The organism is Flavobacterium ponti (genome assembly GCF_042652765.1).
Lineage (GTDB): Bacteria > Bacteroidota > Bacteroidia > Flavobacteriales > Flavobacteriaceae > Flavobacterium > Flavobacterium ponti.
In genome coordinates, this window is the sequence record NZ_JBHSGW010000025.1 from 274,354 (window position 1) to 292,585 (window position 18,232).

General features: G+C 29.6%; 18 protein-coding genes. 7 read left to right on the forward strand and 11 right to left on the reverse strand.

Going from position 1 to position 18,232, the window contains the following annotated elements; genetic code table 11:
- Positions 1-155: 155 nt before the first annotated feature.
- Positions 156-4,547 carry a translocation/assembly module TamB domain-containing protein gene (locus ACFO3U_RS09595; RefSeq protein ID WP_379741232.1) on the reverse strand — a complete coding sequence of 1,464 codons (4,392 nt, stop codon included), beginning with the start codon at positions 4,545-4,547 and terminating at the stop codon, positions 156-158.
- Between the two features lie 202 nt (positions 4,548-4,749).
- Between ACFO3U_RS09595 and tsaD the strand changes: the two genes are divergently transcribed.
- The 7 genes from tsaD to ACFO3U_RS09630 all read left to right on the forward strand — a co-directional run bounded on the left by tsaD (position 4,750) and on the right by ACFO3U_RS09630 (position 11,127).
- Positions 4,750-5,772, forward strand: coding sequence for a tRNA (adenosine(37)-N6)-threonylcarbamoyltransferase complex transferase subunit TsaD (gene tsaD, locus ACFO3U_RS09600; protein WP_379741235.1), 1,023 nt, complete (start codon positions 4,750-4,752; stop codon positions 5,770-5,772).
- 9 nt (positions 5,773-5,781) lie between these two features.
- The gene (locus tag ACFO3U_RS09605; RefSeq protein ID WP_379741238.1) at positions 5,782-6,486 is read left to right on the forward strand and encodes a 16S rRNA (uracil(1498)-N(3))-methyltransferase; all 705 of its coding nucleotides are present in this window, start codon (positions 5,782-5,784) and stop codon (positions 6,484-6,486) included.
- A gap of 1 nt (position 6,487) precedes the next feature.
- Positions 6,488-7,129 (forward strand): DUF4159 domain-containing protein, encoded by a 642-nt coding sequence (locus ACFO3U_RS09610; RefSeq protein WP_379741241.1) that lies wholly within the window; start codon positions 6,488-6,490, stop codon positions 7,127-7,129.
- 134 nt (positions 7,130-7,263) lie between these two features.
- The gene (locus ACFO3U_RS09615) at positions 7,264-8,217 is read left to right on the forward strand and encodes a zinc metalloprotease (protein ID WP_379741244.1); all 954 of its coding nucleotides are present in this window, start codon (positions 7,264-7,266) and stop codon (positions 8,215-8,217) included.
- A gap of 67 nt (positions 8,218-8,284) precedes the next feature.
- Positions 8,285-9,373, forward strand: coding sequence for an AI-2E family transporter (locus ACFO3U_RS09620; RefSeq protein WP_379741247.1), 1,089 nt, complete (start codon positions 8,285-8,287; stop codon positions 9,371-9,373).
- Between the two features lie 3 nt (positions 9,374-9,376).
- Positions 9,377-10,552 carry a THUMP-like domain-containing protein gene (locus tag ACFO3U_RS09625; protein ID WP_379741250.1) on the forward strand — a complete coding sequence of 392 codons (1,176 nt, stop codon included), beginning with the start codon at positions 9,377-9,379 and terminating at the stop codon, positions 10,550-10,552.
- Between the two features lie 2 nt (positions 10,553-10,554).
- Complete coding sequence (locus ACFO3U_RS09630) at positions 10,555-11,127, forward strand: hypothetical protein (protein ID WP_379741254.1); 573 nt, start codon at positions 10,555-10,557, stop codon at positions 11,125-11,127.
- An 861-nt stretch (positions 11,128-11,988) separates the two neighbouring features.
- Here the strand turns inward: ACFO3U_RS09630 and ACFO3U_RS09635 are convergent.
- From ACFO3U_RS09635 to ACFO3U_RS09680, 10 genes are all read right to left on the reverse strand, one after another.
- A complete protein-coding gene (locus ACFO3U_RS09635; protein ID WP_379741257.1) occupies positions 11,989-12,282 on the reverse strand; it encodes a hypothetical protein in 294 nt (97 codons plus the stop codon).
- 228 nt (positions 12,283-12,510) lie between these two features.
- Positions 12,511-13,131 (reverse strand): hypothetical protein, encoded by a 621-nt coding sequence (locus tag ACFO3U_RS09640; protein ID WP_379741260.1) that lies wholly within the window; start codon positions 13,129-13,131, stop codon positions 12,511-12,513.
- 185 nt (positions 13,132-13,316) lie between these two features.
- Positions 13,317-13,700, reverse strand: a complete 384-nt coding sequence (locus tag ACFO3U_RS09645) for a P-loop NTPase family protein (protein ID WP_379741263.1) — start codon at positions 13,698-13,700, stop codon at positions 13,317-13,319.
- 429 nt (positions 13,701-14,129) lie between these two features.
- On the reverse strand, positions 14,130-14,267 hold the full coding sequence (locus tag ACFO3U_RS09650) for a hypothetical protein (protein WP_379741267.1): 138 nt from the start codon (positions 14,265-14,267) through the stop codon (positions 14,130-14,132).
- 376 nt (positions 14,268-14,643) lie between these two features.
- Positions 14,644-15,012 (reverse strand): hypothetical protein, encoded by a 369-nt coding sequence (locus ACFO3U_RS09655; protein WP_379741270.1) that lies wholly within the window; start codon positions 15,010-15,012, stop codon positions 14,644-14,646.
- Between the two features lie 101 nt (positions 15,013-15,113).
- Positions 15,114-15,452: a helix-turn-helix domain-containing protein gene (locus ACFO3U_RS09660; RefSeq protein ID WP_379741273.1), complete on the reverse strand. Its 339-nt coding sequence runs from the start codon at positions 15,450-15,452 to the stop codon at positions 15,114-15,116.
- Positions 15,453-15,541: 89 nt separating this feature from the next.
- Positions 15,542-16,390 (reverse strand): RteC domain-containing protein, encoded by an 849-nt coding sequence (locus ACFO3U_RS09665; protein WP_379741276.1) that lies wholly within the window; start codon positions 16,388-16,390, stop codon positions 15,542-15,544.
- Positions 16,391-16,513: 123 nt separating this feature from the next.
- Positions 16,514-16,777: a hypothetical protein gene (locus ACFO3U_RS09670; protein WP_379741279.1), complete on the reverse strand. Its 264-nt coding sequence runs from the start codon at positions 16,775-16,777 to the stop codon at positions 16,514-16,516.
- Positions 16,778-16,798: 21 nt separating this feature from the next.
- A complete protein-coding gene (locus ACFO3U_RS09675) occupies positions 16,799-17,560 on the reverse strand; it encodes an SDR family NAD(P)-dependent oxidoreductase (RefSeq protein WP_379741282.1) in 762 nt (253 codons plus the stop codon).
- 22 nt (positions 17,561-17,582) lie between these two features.
- Positions 17,583-18,164, reverse strand: coding sequence for an NAD(P)H-dependent oxidoreductase (locus tag ACFO3U_RS09680; protein ID WP_379741285.1), 582 nt, complete (start codon positions 18,162-18,164; stop codon positions 17,583-17,585).
- Positions 18,165-18,232 lie beyond the last annotated feature (68 nt).

The following is an 18,232-nucleotide window of genomic DNA, read 5'->3' on the forward strand; positions in this document are numbered from 1 at the left end:
ATTAGATGATTTATAATTTTTATTCAATCTTTTTAGAAAAAATATAACAAATACTCAAATTTTCAAACGTTTTCGTTGATAAGTTTTTTAAGTTTTTTTACTAAAACGATTGAAATAAATAGGGAATTTTAAAAATAAATAGCGAATAATGAGAATTATTCAATTTCAGGAACGTTTTCTTCGTTTTCCTGTGTCTTCTTTTTATTTTTATCTTGAGTAGTAATATTAATATATTGAGGATCTAAATCTGAATCAGGTGGAATTTCATCATAAGGATTCTTCTCATCATTCTTTTTTAATGTTTTTGGAGCAAAAACTTTTCTCCATAATTCTGAAATGTTATCAAAATCTACATTGTAAGATAAACCAATTCCTTGTGTATATCCAATTCCTTGTCCAATATAACTAATATCGTTTTCTTTATTGAAAGCTCTTGCACGCAACGTATTGTCCTCATTTAATTGATATTGCAACTCCACATTACCTACAACTCCAGATTGACTAATTCCTCCAACAGGTACACCAACTTTTCCATTTATAGAAATCTTATCGTTGATTTGAGTACTTAAGTTAACACCTACTTGGTCGGAAATATTATTAATTCTAGAACCTGTTGTATATCCTAAACCTACTTTAATTTTATCATCTTCATTGGAAATAATATCTTCTAATAAACTACTAGCTGTTTCACTCAAAGCATTGGAGTAATAATCACTAGCAACAGCTCCTTGTGCAAAATAAGTTCCTCCAGCTAAAACAGAAAGTGCTTGTTGTTGACGTGTATCTTTATCCGATAATTTATATAAAATTTCAGATTTGTAAACAGAACTTACATTTGGATATTCCAAGGAGAATTCAGTTTCTGGATTTTCAAGGTTTCCTGTGATTTTGATGATAACATCAGTATCTACTTTTCTATTTGAAATAGAAGAAGATTCTAAAAGTACTGAAGGATTTGTTTGTGTATTATAAACTGCTTCTAAGTTTAAAGTTGCTGCCATTGGATCACCTTCCCAAACAATTGTTCCGTATTTTTTAACTGCTAATTTTTTAGAAATAATTCCACCGTATTTAAAATTATATTCTCCTTCATATATAGTGTAGTCACCATACATTTCAAAAGTTCCTTTTGTGTTGATATGCAAATACATTCCACCAGCTCCTCTGCCTTTCATAGCATGACCAGTTTCTTTATTTAAAATTACTTCAATTTCAGCATCAGGTGTAATATCAAAATCTAATACTAAATCTAATCCTCCTAAATCCTGAATGTTTTCTTTAATGATTTTTTCTTCTCCAACTTTTATAATATTTATATAAGAAACATCTCCATAATTTTCGGTGTCTTTTACAGGGATTTTTATCGTTGTACCTCTTTCTGATTTTCCTGAAACATTTATTTTTAATGCTTCAACTGGTCCGTTTATAGAGGCATTTCCATTTAAAAATGCTGTTCCGTAGTAGTATTCATCTTCTGTTTCTTTAGTATCTAATGCTAAAATATTTCTCGAAGATAAATTTAAATCTAAAACCCAATTGTCTAGTTTCTTATGTTTAATATTTCCAGAAATAACTCCTTTTGTATTGTATTTTGTGTCTGTAATTTCAAAACTTCTGAATAAAAACTGACTTTCTGTTACATCAATTCTTGATCTGTCTTCTAAATTAAAATCTACGTTTAAATAAGGTACATTCATTCCTGCATTATCTAAATAGATGATTCCGTCAATTTCAGGGTCATTGGCTTTTCCAACAATATTAGCTCTTCCGGTTGCTAAACCTCTCATGTCTGAAAACACTGAACTCAACAAGGGTCCAAGTGGTTTGATGTCAAAATCTTCAAATTTTGTATCTAAAGATAAAATGGCTTCTTTGTTTATGATTTCAATATTTCCTCTAGTATAAAAACTTTCAAAACCATCCCTAACAATCGAAGAATTTACATTGAATTTTCTAAAATATTCATCGCTGGTAACTTGAAGTTTCAAATCACCTACATCAAAATCATTGACTTCTAAACTATCAATTCTAACATCTGAAACTGGTTTATAAATATCTTTGTCTTGTTTAAAATCAATCATCCCGTTCATTCTTCCTGCAAACGTAAGATTGTTCAAAGCTGGTGTGACTTTATTTAAATCAACATTGTTAAACTTGAGGTTTAAATCTTTGTAATCTTTTCCTTTTATAACTCCTTCAAAAGAGAAAGATTCATCTTTGTTTGAAAACAATAATTTTTCGAAATCAAAATTTTCAAGCTTTTTATCAAAAACAATTTTATTGGCTGAATCTTCATCTTCATTGATATACCAAAGACTGTTCTTAAAATTCACTTCAGAATTTTTAAACCCAATAACCGAATTTTTTTCAGGATTTATGGTATGATACAAGTTCAAATCGTATTTGTCTTCCTTATTTTTTCCACCTTTAAACTCTGTTCTAAAGAACAATGTATCATTTTGAGTAATGTTGATTAAATTAAACTCTGATATATCATAAAAATTAGTATGCAAGCTGTCTAATGAAATATAAGCATTGTATAAAGGGTTTTTATTATCAATATCAATGGTAATGCCACTAAATTTGTTTTTATCAATAGCAATTGAAGGAGATTTAAAATCAAGTGTAAATAATTCTTCGTCTGAAACAATTCGTCCTTTTACTCTTGTATTTTCTCCTACTTCAACATTTGGCAAGATTGCACCCACAACTTTATTATAAATAGTAATATCAAAAGTCATGTATTGATTAGGCAACAACTTATTCGGAGAATAATTAGCATATAAACTTCCTACAGCATTTTCAAGAAGTTTTTGTAATTGGTCAAATTTAAATTTTCCTACAACTTTTCCACTAACAATATCTGGAGATTCAACAATTATAGTTCTTTCATTCTTTTCATCAAAACTCGATTCTAATTTAAAATCATCAAAAAAGTAGAAATCTTTGTTATTTTGGTAATATAAATTTTTCAGATTTACTGTTCCATATATTTCATCAATAGAATTTCCTGTGGCATTTATATCTACCAATCCTTTAATAACTGAAATACTATCTTTTGTATAAAGTTTCAATGCTTTTAAATTGGCATAATCAATATTGGCTTTAAAATTATAGCTTTTTGACTTAGAACTTAAATCAACAAGTCCATCAAAATCCATTTTTAGATTTTTGTCATTACTATTGAAGTACCCTTGAAAATAAGGCATTTTTAGCTTTCCATCTACTTCAATATTTTGATAAGCATAGCCATCGTAATTTAATGATTCTACAAAACCAGCTACTTTTGTATCTAAATACTTTTTGGTAAATCCTTTTCCATCTACATCAAGATTAAGTGTAGTTTTTCCGATACTTTTTTCACCAATTAAAGTACCAACATCAAATCGTTTTAAAATGATATTTCCATTGTATTCAGCTTTGTCAATATTATCAAGGCTATTGATGTATAGTTTAGATTTTAAATAACCTAATTCAGAAAGCATAGTTACATCTGCATCAATATCATTAAAAGTCAAATCAACTGTTCCATTGATATCAAAACTTCCTAAATAATCTAAGGAAGAAGGTAATCTTTCTCCTAAAACTCTTGGCATCAAAATTTTTAAATCATCATACCTTGAATAAATTCGGTTAAAATCACCAGAAATTTCAAAATCATTTATCCCTTTTGATAACAAGTTTTTGAACGTAACATTACCTTTAATTTCTGAACCATATTTATCAATTAGGCTTAAATTTTTAGTTGTAAAATTATTTAGTGTTCCTTTTAAATAAGTATCTACATAAAAGGTGTTATTTGCTCCAAATTCATCATAAAAGTAATTTAAATCATTAGTTGAAATAGTTGCTTTATCTATTTGAACATCAAAAACTACCTTATTGTTAAAATCTTTAAAGTCTTCTCTATTGTACAATAGTTTTACATTTCCTTCAAAGTTAGAATTTGCAGATTGTAAAGCTAAAGAATCTAAGATTATATTTTGTTTTGTATAGGTAAAATTAGAAGACAAATTCTCAACAATTAAACCTCTATGGTCTTTTAAAGATAATGTTTTTATAGCCGTAGTAACATCACTTCCTTTAATTGCAAACTGATTTAATTCACCATTCAAATCTGTGAAATATAAAACTTTAGGATTTTCTAAATTATAATCTGTGTATGAAAATAAACTATTACTTATTTTCATGTTATTCACAAACATTCTAAATTTTCCAGAACTTGGATTTCCATCGTCAAAGGAGGCCACAAACTCATCTAGATTAGTTTCTTTATCTCCTTTGTATGTGATTATATTAAAATGTAATCCATCAGCTATGAGGTTTTTTAAGTATGGATGTCCATTATTTATTAATTTTCCAACTTCTAAAATTGAAGTCTGAAGTTTATCAATCTGAAAAAGATTATTGTTTTTTTTGTCCTTTGCTACAATGTTTTTAAGTTTTACATTTCCAAAAGGACTAATTGCTATTTTTTCAATAGATAAATTTGTACCAAAATCTTCATTTAAAGTATTCGTAACATGTTGACCTATTTTTGTTTGCACAAATGGCAATGACAAAAGCACACCCGAAACGAGCAACAAAATTAGCAAACCCAACAGGGAACGAAGTACTATTTTTTTAAATGTTTTGATACGAAAAAAATGTTTTAAATTTGTGCTTTGAAACCAACACTATTCTTTCTGAAACAAAAATAACTATTTTTGAAAGATATTCTTACTAATTAACAAATTTCATGCCTCTTTTATGACAAAAAAATCAATATATACATTAGCTATTGAAAGTTCTTGTGATGATACATCAGCTGCTATACTTATTAACGATAAAGTTTTATCAAATGTTGTAGCTGGTCAGCCTATTCATGAAGAATTTGGTGGTGTTGTTCCGGAATTAGCTTCTAGAGCACATCAGCAAAATATTGTACCTGTTGTTGATGTTGCTTTAAAAAAAGCCGGAATTTCAAAAGAAGACTTAAACTGTATAGCTTTTACACAAGGTCCAGGTTTAATGGGTTCATTATTAGTTGGTGGTTCTTTTGCAAAATCAATGAGTTCTGCTTTACAAATTCCTTTGATTGCTGTTAATCATATGAAAGCGCACATTTTAGCACATTTTATTGATGAAGAAGGTTATGATAAACCAACTTTTCCTTTTATTGCTTTAACAATTAGCGGTGGACATACACAAATTGTAAAGGTTACTAGTTTTTTTGACATGGAAATAATTGGAGAAACTACTGATGATGCTGTTGGAGAAGCTTTTGATAAAAGTGCAAAAGTATTGGGCTTTCCCTATCCTGGTGGACCATTAATCGATAAATTTGCCAAAGAAGGTAATCCAAAAGCTTATCAATTTACCAAACCAAAAGTTGATGGTTTGAATTTTAGTTTTAGTGGTTTAAAAACACAAATTTTATATTTCATTCAAAAAAATGTAGCTGAAAATCCTAATTTCATTGAAGAAAATAAAGCTGATATTTGTGCCTCAATCCAACAAACTATTATTAACATATTAATGGATAAGCTCAAAATGGCTGTTTCAGAAACTGGAATCAAACAAATTACTATTGGTGGTGGAGTTTCAGCGAATTCTGGAATCAGAAAAACATTGAAAGAGGCTGAATCAAAATACGGTTGGAAAACTTATATCCCAAAATTTGAATACACAACTGATAACGCAGCCATGATAGGAATTGTGGGCTATTATAACTATTTAGAAAACAATTTTAGTGACGCTTCAATTGTTTCTAAAGCTCGAATTGAATTTTAAATTTTCACCATGCAATTATTCTATAATCCAGATATTAAATCTACTGATACTTTCTTTCAATTTGATAAAGAAGAAAGTAAACATATTGTTAAAGTGTTAAGAAAGAAAGGTGGTGATATTATATTCATTACTAATGGAAAAGGAAATTTATTTCATTCTGAAATTACTTTGGAATCAGAAAAAAAATGCGAAGTTAAGATTGTAAAAATCGACTCTTTTGATTCAAAAAAATATCACTTACATATAGCTATTGCTCCAACTAAAATGAATGATAGATTAGAATGGTTTTTGGAGAAAGCAACCGAAATTGGTATTGATGAAATTACACCTATAATTTGTGATCATTCCGAAAGAAAAATTTTTAAAACTGACCGAGCAGAAAAAATCATTCAAGCAGCCATGAAACAATCTAATCAGTTTTATTTACCAAAAATAAATCAACCCATTGCTTTTTCAGATTTTCTTAAAAATGAGTCAAATTGTTTAAAATTTATTGCTCATTGCGAAGAAGATAAGAAATATTTATTCAAAGATAGTTTTCAAGCCAACCAAGATATTTTGATTTTAATTGGACCTGAAGGAGACTTTTCTCCGAAAGAAATTGCATTAGCCTTGAAAAATAATTTTATTCCTGTATCTTTGGGAAACACTAGGTTACGAACAGAAACAGCTGGAGTTGTTGCTTGTCATACAGTAGCTTTGATAAATGAATAGTATGAAGAAATTAGTTTTTTTTGGAATTTTATTTTTTTGGAATTTGGGTTTTTCACAAGAAATAGCATTAGCAAAATATGCTGGTGGTGGTGATTGGTATGCAAACCCTACTTCTTTGCCCAATTTGGTAAAATATTGCAATCAAACCATTAATACTAAAATTAGTCCAAAAGTAGCAACTGTTGAAGTAGGAAGTGTAGAAATATTCTCTTATCCATTTATTCACATGACTGGACACGGAAATGTTGTTTTTAGTCCTAATGATGTTGAAAATCTTAGAAATTACTTAACTTCTGGTGGTTTTTTACATATAGATGACAACTATGGAATGGATGAATACATTAGAAAAGAAATTAAAAAAATATTTCCTACTAATGACTTAAAAGAAATTCCTTCCAATCATGAAATTTTTCAAGGACCAAATTTATTTCCAAATGGATTGCCCAAAATTCACGAACATGAAAATGGAAGACCACAAGCATTAGGAATTTTTATTGAAAACAAATTAGTTTTACTTTATACTTTTGAGTGTGATTTAGGAGATGGATGGGAAGACAAAGAAGTACATAATGACCCTGATAGTGTTAGAGAAAAGGCTTTAAAAATGGGAGCTAACATTATAAACTACGTTTTTAAAAATTAATTTTTTGATTTAGAATTTTTTACGGTTTAACCGCATATTTTGAGTTATTTTCAAATAATTTAACATTTGTTTGAAATTGTGTTATATTTTTAATTAAAATTGTAACACTTTAACAAACCAAAATTATTCTATTTATGAAAAAATTAATTCTATCGACATCTGTTTTGATGCTTTTGTTTTCTTGTGGAGAAAATGAAACTACTGAAAGCGTATCAGCTACTTCAGAAATCGCTCACAGAGGTTGTGCATCACATGATGTACTTTTAGAGAAGTTAAGTGAAAATCCAAAATTAGCTCAAAGAATGAGTGAAATAGAATCTTTTACTGAAAAAGCTATTCAGGAAGGTAAACTAGTGAATGGAAAAATTGTAATTCCAGTAGTTGTAAATGTTCTTTATAAAACTTCTGCTGAGAATATTTCACTAGCCCAAATTCAATCTCAAATTGATGTATTAAATGCTGACTTTAATGCAACAAATATTGAATATAATAGTGTTCCTTCTGTTTTTTCAGGTGTAAAAGCAGATATTGACATATCATTTGTTTTGGATGCAGTTGTTAGAAAAAGTACAAAAAAATCTTCTTGGAGGACTGATGATTCAATGAAGAAGTCAAATAAAGGAGGGATTAATCCAACTAGTCCAACTACAAAATTAAACTTATGGGTTTGTAATTTAAGCGGTGGAATTTTAGGATATGCACAATTTCCTGGAGGACCATCAGCTACTGACGGTGTTGTAATTGATAATAATGCAATGGGAACAACGGGTTCTGCTTCTGCTCCTTTCAACTTAGGAAGAACAGCAACTCACGAAATAGGACATTGGTTAAATTTACGTCATATTTGGGGAGATGCTTCTTGTGGAAGTGATTTGGTAAGCGATACTCCTACGCACAACACTGCAAATTATGGGTGTCCATCTTTCCCTCATTACTCTACTTGTTCAGGAAGTCCAATTGAAATGACTATGAATTATATGGACTACACTAACGATTCTTGTATGTATATGTTTTCAAATGGACAAAAAAGCAGAATGTTGGCTTTATTTTCATCTGGTGGTGCAAGAAATTCATTTGCTCAACCATAATATTCTAAAAAATAATTTAATTTAAAAACTCGTTATAACTAACGAGTTTTTTTTATATTTTAGCATCATGACTGCAAAAACATTGGCAAACGGTATTTTGAGAGCTATTGGAATTTTAGTTCTCATTGCATTAAGTCTTTTTATACTTCATCAAATTTCAACTGTTATAGTCTATTTGATAGTTTCTATCATTTTAGTACTTATTGCAAGTCCAATTGTTAAGTTCTTAAAGAGAAAGTTAAAATTCAATAATACTTTTGCTGTGGTCACTACTCTACTTTTCTTCATTTTATTATTAATTGGTTTTATTTTATTATTTGTTCCATTACTTATTAATCAAGTTGATAAATTATCTTTATTAGATATTGATTCTTTAAAACAGAATTATACAACTGTTATAAATCAATTGACAGACTATTTTTCAAGGTACAATATCGATCTTTCTAAAACATTAGACAGCGAATCGATGATAAAGAAAATTGATTTTAATTTTGTTCCAAACCTTGTAAATGGAATCATAAATACCTTAGGAAATTTTAGTGTTGGATTGGTTTCTGTAATATTCATCACTTTCTTTTTATTAAAAGATAAAACCTATTATTTTAGAAGTTTTAAAAGTCTTTTACCTAATGCAAATAAAGATAAAATAGTACATTCTGTTAGACAAAGTAACGATTTATTATCGCGTTATTTTATTGGTTTAATGCTTCAATTGTTGATTGTTTTTATATTATATCTAATCGTTTTATTGATTTTTGGAGTAGATAATGCTTTGATAATTGCCCTTTTATGTGCTATTTTAAATATCATACCCTATGTTGGACCAATAATCAGTACCGTTTTAGCAGCATTATTAACAATGATTAGCAATATTCAAGGAGATTTTTCAACCGAAATTATTCCTACAACCATTTATGTAGTTATTGGGTTTTTCTTAGTCCAATTTATTGACAATAATTTCAGTCAACCTATTATTTTTTCAAAAAGTACAGATTCTCATCCTTTGCAAATATTTTTAGTCATATTAATTGCAGGATATCTTTTTGGAATAACAGGAATGATTATAGCGGTTCCATTGTACACTGTTTTAAAAGTAATTGCTAAAGAGTTTTTTCCAAACAATACTTTTGTAAAACTTCTTACTAAAACTCAATAAACTTTGGAATTCAATACCCTATTAAATGATAAAGTTCAAGATTTTATTCAAAAGAATTTGGATGTAAATCATATGGAATTAGCTTTAAAAAAGAATCCTTTTCCATCGATTGATTATCCAGAATTGATGAATCAAATTATTGCTAAAAAGAAAGCTAAAGACAAATTACCCACTTGGTTTTCAACTAAAAACATTATTTATCCTGCCAAAATTTCAATAGAACAAACTTCCTCTGAAATAACAGCAAAATACAAAGCTTCATTATTAAAAGGAGAAAAATTAATTGATTTGACGGGTGGTTTTGGAATTGATGACTATTTTTTTGCTCAAAATTTCAAAGAAGTCTATCATTGTGAGATGAACGAAGAATTATCTAGCATTGTTTCGCATAACTTTAGTGTTTTATACCAAAATAACATCAATTGCTTACACGGTGATAGTTTTACTATTTTAAAGCAACTAAACACTAAATTTGATTGGATTTATATTGATCCATCAAGAAGAAGTGATGCAAAAGGAAAGGTTTTTTTATTAAAAGATTGTTTGCCAAATGTTCCTGAGTTATTAAATGACTATTTTAAGTTTTCAAATAACATACTGATCAAAACAGCTCCTATTTTAGATTTAACTTCTGGTTTAAATGAATTACAATTCGTTAAAAAAATCCATATTGTAGCTGTGAAAAATGAAATCAAAGAGTTGCTTTGGGAAATAGAAAAAGGATATACAAAAGATATTTTTATTTCTTCAGTAAATATTGAAAATGAAACTATAAACCATCACGAAACAATTTACAGAAAAGAATATTTGACTACTTATTCTTTGCCTAAAAAATATTTGTACGAACCCAACAGTTCTATTATGAAATCAGGAAATATGGATGCTGTCTCTGAATTTTATTCAATAGATAAATTACAACAACATTCACATTTATTTACTTCAGATAAAATAGTAGATTTTCAAGGTAGAAGTTTTCAAATTAATGAAGTAGTTCCATTTCAAAAAGAATTCATGAAGCCTTTTCAAAATCAAAAAATGAATTGTACTACACGAAATTTTCCATTGAGTGTGGAAGAAATCAAAAAAAAGTTTAAAATTAAAGATGGTGGTACTATATTTGCTTTCTTTACCACAAATATCAATAACGAAAAAATTGTACTTATTTGTACAAAATTATAACCATGAAGAATTACATATTAACTCTGTTTTTATTTACTATTACTTTATCATTTGCGCAAAAAAAAGATTGTTTACTAGATTTTGAAGAAAAAACAGATTCAACCTACATTAAAAAAACAGCAGATATTTTAATTCATGAAAAAGTCTTTGGAAACAGTAAAGAAATGATTTTCTTTTCGCTTTTAAACTCAGATGGAGTTCCAATGTTAGGCTTGCAGCAAATTCAAAAAAGCACTGATTTTATACCAGTTTTATGTTTTGATAAAAATTCTAAGGTTATTTTTCAATTAGAAAATGGAAAAATAATTTCTTTAATCAATTCAAATCAAGAGAACTGTAGTTCGTTTAGCTTTGATACCGAAACAAAAAGCAACATTAAGGTAATAACTAATTACTTTTTGTTTCTAAAAGATAACTACGAAGAACTTAAAAAGTCACCAATTTCATTAATGCGAATAAAATTTGTTGGAGAATCAAAGGATATTGTTTTAAAAAGCAATTTAGATTCAGAATTATTGAAAACTAAAACTTCACCTTCAAATTATTTTGTTGACTATTTACATTGTGTAGAATAATAGAAATATAAAACTGAAAATAAAGATATAAAAAAAGCAACTCGTTTTTGAGTTGCTTTTTTATTTTGTGGGCGATGAGGGTTCAAAACCTTTTCCGCAATACATTGCTATATAACAAAATATAAACTTTAAAAACTACTTGGTCTCGATAATGCTCCTTTTTTGGAATACAATTATCACTAAATCTTAATAGTGTAAAGCTAGTAAATAATGAGGTATTTAGCAAATTAATCTAAACCAAAAAATGAACTAGTTTTAATTTTATTCGAGAGTTTTTTAAGAATAGTTATTCTAGTTTATTATTTCTAAATCTTATCCAAAAATAAGCGGTTCTACTTGTTCAATTTTCAAACCTGTGTATCGACAGAACTCTTCAATAGTTACTAATTCATTATCAAGTTTGTTGTTACTTTTCTTGATTGCTTTTAATATCCTGGTGCTTTGTCTGTAACTCTTGCCTGTTATTCGTTCAATGTCTTTTGGATAGATGCATATTCTTTTCGGTATCGCTTTCATACTTTATCCATGCCTTTGATTAGGCTTTGACTAGCTTCTGACTTGCAGAAAATCTTCTGCAATTTAATCATAATTTTTTAAACTGTTTGAGTGTGTTTTTGTGCTCATTCCGGACACTTGTGTCGATTTTGGACATATGGTACACTACCAGTTTTTTCTTTGGCAAAATGTGTTGTAATCTTTGTTATGATCATTTGAAACTGTTGCAACAAAATTTAGAATGATGGAGTCGTGAGAGGTTTGTGAAAGCAAACCAAATGTTGAATTAAATTTTGAAGTTATGGCTAGACAGAAAGGCATAATTAAATTGAAAGGTACTATCGGAGATATTACCTTTTACAAAACTCAAGAATACCCTATGTAATGCTTGGCATCTTTTACTAAATACTTTACCAATATATGCCAATCGGGCATGAAGTTTTCAGGATCTTCTTCGTAAGGAATAATGTAATACACACCGTCTTTTATTCGCATTAGTAAGCCTCTTTTTGTCATGTCGCTTAATAATTCTCTAACGGTACTTTCTTTGGCATTAGGAAACGCTTTTAAAGCTGTTTTAGAATCAAAACACACTTTTCCTTTATCATTGAAGTATGATAAAAGTTCGTTTGACTGTGTTGAGATGTATTTATGCTTCATAGTCTTATTGTCAGGATTAACCTGACTACAATGATACAAAATATAATTATAGGTTGTATCATTTGTTTTAAATTTATTCTTTATAGTAGCATTGTCAGGATAAACCTGATTATTTTACTACGAAATATCATTTTTATATCTCATTTGCGATTTATTACATAATGTGTAGCGTTTTGCAAATAGAATATTAGTTAAGCTTTGGCAGTAAATTGGGTTTATTGCCAAAAATTAACTTTTTATTACGATGTCGATATAGGATTTTAAATCATACAATTCAATTTGGTTTTCATTATCTCCTTCTAATTGTCCAATCTCAATAAAAGCAATATCATTAGCAAAGGATTTTTCACCGATTAGATGCTCAATGTGAACGTAGACTGCTTCTCGAAGTCTTGGGTTGTCTTTGTGGACGATGTAGTTTTTGAGCAACACTTTTATTCCTAGATCGGTTGGTTTGTTTGGGTTCTCTAATGGGATGAAATACATTTCACTTATTCGTAAAGTGATGCCGTAATATTCTAGTGGTTTGTCAGTTCCGTTTTCGTATTTGGTAAGGTTGGTTTCGGGTTGAAGGAATGCGGTTATTTTCCAACGCTCTACAACTGGTGCATGATGGACTAGTAATTCTACTTCTTTGAATAGGTAAGGGTTTCCGTTTGAGGTGATGATTAATTCTGCCCTGTTTGTTTTGTTTTTGATGATGATGTCCAGGTTTTTGTTGTATTGATGGAGTATTTCGATTAATTTGTCGAAATGGGTTTTTAGTTCTTCTTTTGGAACTTCTGTTAGAAGAAGGAAGACGAAGTTGTTTTGTTGGAAGTGGTTCCAGAAGTTGGTTATTGTGTTCATTTGGCTATTCGTTTATTTGAAAGGTTCTCGATACATTTTTTGTTCCATTTCATTGCACAAAAAACACTCGAACTGACGGTATAATGTTATTATCGTTTATCGGGTGTTGATTTATCATATGCAATTAAATTGACCATTTACTCACGCTTTTTTATTGTTTTTTTTTGTGTTCGTGATTATGCAATTTATTTACGTTTGTCTTTAGCGACATTGTCGAATGCTATTAAATTGCATAATTCTCTTAGTCTTGAGCGAACTCGATTGCCGTAATGTTTTTCTATTTCTGTGGCTGATAGGTTTGTGGTTATGTGGGTTTGAAGTTTTTTTGAAATGAATAGATCGTATCGGCTTAATAGAATTTCTGCCATTACATTGCATTCGTTACCGAAGTACTTTAGATTGTTTTCTGTTCCTAAATCGTCAAAGCAATAGGTTCTTGGTTCTGATTGGTAGAGTTTCCCATTGCTGTATTTGTGGATTATTTGGTAGCCGTCTTGGATGAATTCAAAGCTGATGTCACGACATGGTTTTACATAGAATTTGTGTTCGGTTGCTGTTAGGTATTTCATTAGGTTCATTAGTGATGTTTTTCCGCAGCCTATTGGTCCAGAGAGTAGTAATCCTTTGTTGAGGTTGATATTGTATTGAAAGCATGTTGGTTCGTCTCTAAGGAAGTAGGCAATGAGTTTGTAAACGATTAGGTAATCTGTTTCTTGAATTTTGAAATGATTGCCGTATAGTTCAATGCCTTTAGCTTCGAGCCAATTGATTACTTCGGTGTAGCTGTAGTTGGATTTTATTTCGTTTTGCATAGTTTGACTTTAAGGGATAAGGGATAAGGGAATAGTTTAGTCTTTTGTGAGTTCCTTCCTTCGTCAGGATGACAAGATTGTGTGAATATTAACTGCAAAGGCATAAAGCAATTCGACAGGCTCAGTGTGACAAAGCTAGGTTCGCGAAGGATGAGATGCTGAAACAAGTTCAGCATGACAAGAATGCTATAGCGGTTCTGAATAGTCTTTGTCGGTTGCTGTGTTGAGGTGTTTTGCACGATTAGGTGGTGAATTAGTGGTGTTGTCTTTAAAATTAATGCTGTTTAATATCCAATTTTGTGCTGCTGCTTGCCAATCGACCATTGGGATTTTGCCACCGACTAACCAACCGACACTTTTAAAGTAATTGTAAAATTTTTGAGCTTCTTGTTCTGGAAAGTTGTTTTCTTGGAAATAGGTTTTAACTTCTCCGATTGTTGGCTTCTCGACTGCGCTCGAATTGACAATAAATTCTTCTTTTTCTTTTTTCGCGCAACTTTTTTTCTTTCTCTAGCATCTCGACTTCGCTCGATGTGACAATCTTATCTGAAGAATTATTTATTTCTTTCTTCAAAATTTTTTGTGTGATTTTCCAAGTTTGAAACGTTTTTTTCGTTTAAAATGTTTGTATTGTTTATATAGTTTATAGAAGGTACTACTGCTTGTTCAGTGCCTGTCTCACTACTAGTACAAGACTTGTTTAAAGCTTGTTCTGAAACAGGTTTAATAAGTGGTTCATTTTTGGTTTTCTTTCGGATTTTGGTGCTGGTTTTAAATCTTCTGAAAAGTTGAATAAAATGACGTGGCTTCCTTTGAATGGATTGTATGATGGTTCGTAGTTGATATAACCCAAACTATGCAAGTTCTTCAGGCATTTGTGATAGGTTGCTTTGGAACTGATTTTGCTTATTCGCATTACCTCATCTCGATTGATACTTATTGGATTTTTAAAGCGGTTGCAGTTCCAAAATTGAAATAAAGCAATATATAAACTAACGTGTGTTGGATTTAGCGTTTTATCAATGGCTACTTTTTCGAAGAAACCGGTAAGGTGTTTGATATAGTTCATGTTGAATTAAGATTTGAAAATTATGGTTTACAAGGTTCTCGATACATTTTTCTAAAAAGCTGTCGCATTTTAGAAAAACACTCGAACTGACAATTAGCTTACTATTTGAAAAGCGTAGGCAAAGCATTTACCTTGTTTCCATTTAATAACTTATCAATATCAGAATTGTCATAATACATGATGCCTCCAACTTTGGTATAGGTTAGAGTTCCGTTGATGCGGAGGTTTTGTAAAGTACCTGGTGAGATGTTTAACAGTTTACGGACTTCATTGGATTTTAGCCACTGTTTTGTTTGTTGTGGTTTGGATTGAATGATTTCTTTTATATCATTCAAAAGAAGACTTCTGAATTCGTTTAAGTCTTCGCGTGTGATAATTTGCTCACGATACATTCTATTGTTGTTAGCGGAGTTCGCGAACCTGTCGGTTTCAATTGCCATAACGTATGTTTTAGATTGTTATGGTACAAATTTGTGGAGTTTGATTTATTTTCTTTCACAACGGGGTTCATGTTGTGAACGATTTTTAGTTAAATGACCTCATCTGAATTGTCCATTCTTTTGGTTAGCGTATCATTTAAAGCAGTAATGAATTTTGTTCTTTCGCTTTTACGTGCTCTAATTTCAAGGAATGCTCGACGGTATTGCCCTAAATCTATTTCAAAAATATGCTCGAAATATTCTGCAATATCTTTTAAATCTGATGCTCCATTATTGAAAACACCTTCTGAATGTAACGCATACATTAACTCAATGAGTGCTACTTTTGAACCTGTCCATGTCATTTTTATGTTCGGTTTGTGTTGTGATTTTTCGGAAGTATCTTTATTATCTATTATTAATAACTGGTTTTCTAAATACAATTGAATTAGGTCATTTGCCAATATTTTAGCTACTTTGAAATCATGTGAAGTGGAAAAATTTCTGTCTGTTTCAAAATAATAACTATCTAAAGACATTTTTATATCAAATTTTCCTCTTAAAAAATACTTATAATCAAGGTATATACTGCCTGAACGATAATACTTGTAAAATTCTAACTCGTTGTCAAAAAAGGCTTTTAGTTTTATTAATTCATTGTTATAATATTTTTTAAGTATGCGATGACCGCCATTTGGCTTTTTCATTTCAATCTTATATATCATGTTATAATAAATAAGCTTTGAAGTGAACTGGGGTTTGATTTCTTTGAAAAAAAGAATTTCTTCTTGTTCTGATTTAAAATTATTTTTGGTTATAATTTTTTTTAAAGTATTATTAGAAATGAGAATTATTTCAATTGCTTTTTCGCATTTATGAATTGTGTCATCAATTTCTAAATCGATGAAGCTAATCTGTTCATTTAGATTTGAAAGCAGAAGGGTTATTTTTGAATTCAAAGTGATGTAAATTTTATAGCATATTGATAAATTAAAAAATGCTCATTTCTAAATGAGCATTTTTATTAATAAGTATTTAGGTAGCATTCATTATTGATTTTAACCAAATCAATAGTTTCTATATTAGGAATATTTATAATAGTTCATTTTTATTTTTTCATTAAAAAAGATATAAACACTCAAAATCGCTAACGCTATTAAATTGGAAGCTAAATGTATTCCTATAGTTTTTTGATTTATTGCTAGATACCCACTTTTAAAAGTAAAATCATAAATAATTTCATTTGTTTTAAGTAACTCAATTACAAGACTTATAGCATTAACTATAGAAATTACAATTACAGCTTCTCCTATTGCATTCAGAAAAAGTATGAATTGTCTTTTCATTTTGTTTATTTGAATTGTTTATTAAAGTTTAGAGTATTTGTTTTGCTTTTCTTCATCTGTATTCATTTTATTGAATCCAAATTTAGGTGCTAATCGAGATAAAAGTTTACCTAGTTTTGAGACTCCAATTACAATTTCGTCCTGATTTTTTACCAATCCTTCAAACACCTTTTTGGCAAAAAGCTCAGTACTCATCAAAGATATTTCTTTTCCTTTATTCATTTGAGTATCCACAGCAGGTGGTATAACTTCCACTACACGAATGGGTGTATGACGAAGATTGAATCGTAGCCCTTGTGTAATGGCTCTCAAACCACTTTTACTCGCACTATAGGACGATGATTGTGCGGATGGAATAAACACATATCCTGTAGTTACGTTTACAATAGTTGCATTGCTATTCTTTTCTAAAATTGGCATTAATTGCTGAATTAAAGCTATAGGTGCAACCAAATTTGTTGTTAATTCTTTTTCTAAAGTAGGAATGTAATTTGTATCAAAAATGTCGGTAATACTATAAATTCCTGCATTATTGACTAAGATATTCAGTTTAGGGAAACGATTGGCAATCTCAGATTTTAAATTTTCTCGTCCTTCTGTAGTAGCAATGTCTGCTACAATAGTTTTCAGTCTGGGAAACTGTTTTTTTGCTTCATCAAGTGTTGTCTTTGTTCTTCCACAAATAATAACTTCATTACCTTCTTTTAAAAAAGTAGTTGCCATAGCCAAGCCAATTCCTGTGCCACCACCAGTAATTAGTACTGTATTATTACTCTGTTTCATATACTTTTATTTTTATTCTGCTTTATTTGTTTTTTCGCCCTAATGCTTCCACTTTGTCTAACCACTTTTTTCTTAATTCAGGAGTCGATTTTTTTACAGAATCAAAATAAGTAACTTTCACTGGTTTGATTCCACAATATTCTAAAGTTGCTTTTTTAAGTTGATTGATACTTGGTTTCCCTAATACAAGCCAATAATACCAAGTTGGAGCGTCAAGCGTTGTGATGATACGAGCCGTTTTACCTTTAAGCAACTTATCCCACCAAACAGAATTTTCTCTAGGTTTAAATGCCATGCCAGGTAAAAAAAGACGATCTATAAAACCTTTTAGAATTGCAGGCATTCCTGCCCACCAAACAGGATGAACCCAAACCAAATGGTCTGCCCATTTGATTTTTTCCCATGCATTTAATAAATCTGGCTCCAATTCGGTTCTTTTTAAATAACCAAATTCTAGGTTAGGATTAAACTTTAATTCATGAATTATTAATTCTTCTACTTCCGCATTACTTTCTAAAGCTCCTTTTTTATACGCAGCTGCAAGTCCAAAGTTTAAAGTGTCTTTATTTGGATGACCATTAATGATTAGAATTCTTTTAGCCATTTTAGATTTTTTTTTAATTTGAATTGCAAATGTAATTGCAATACTATACTTTTGCAAGTAGTTACAAC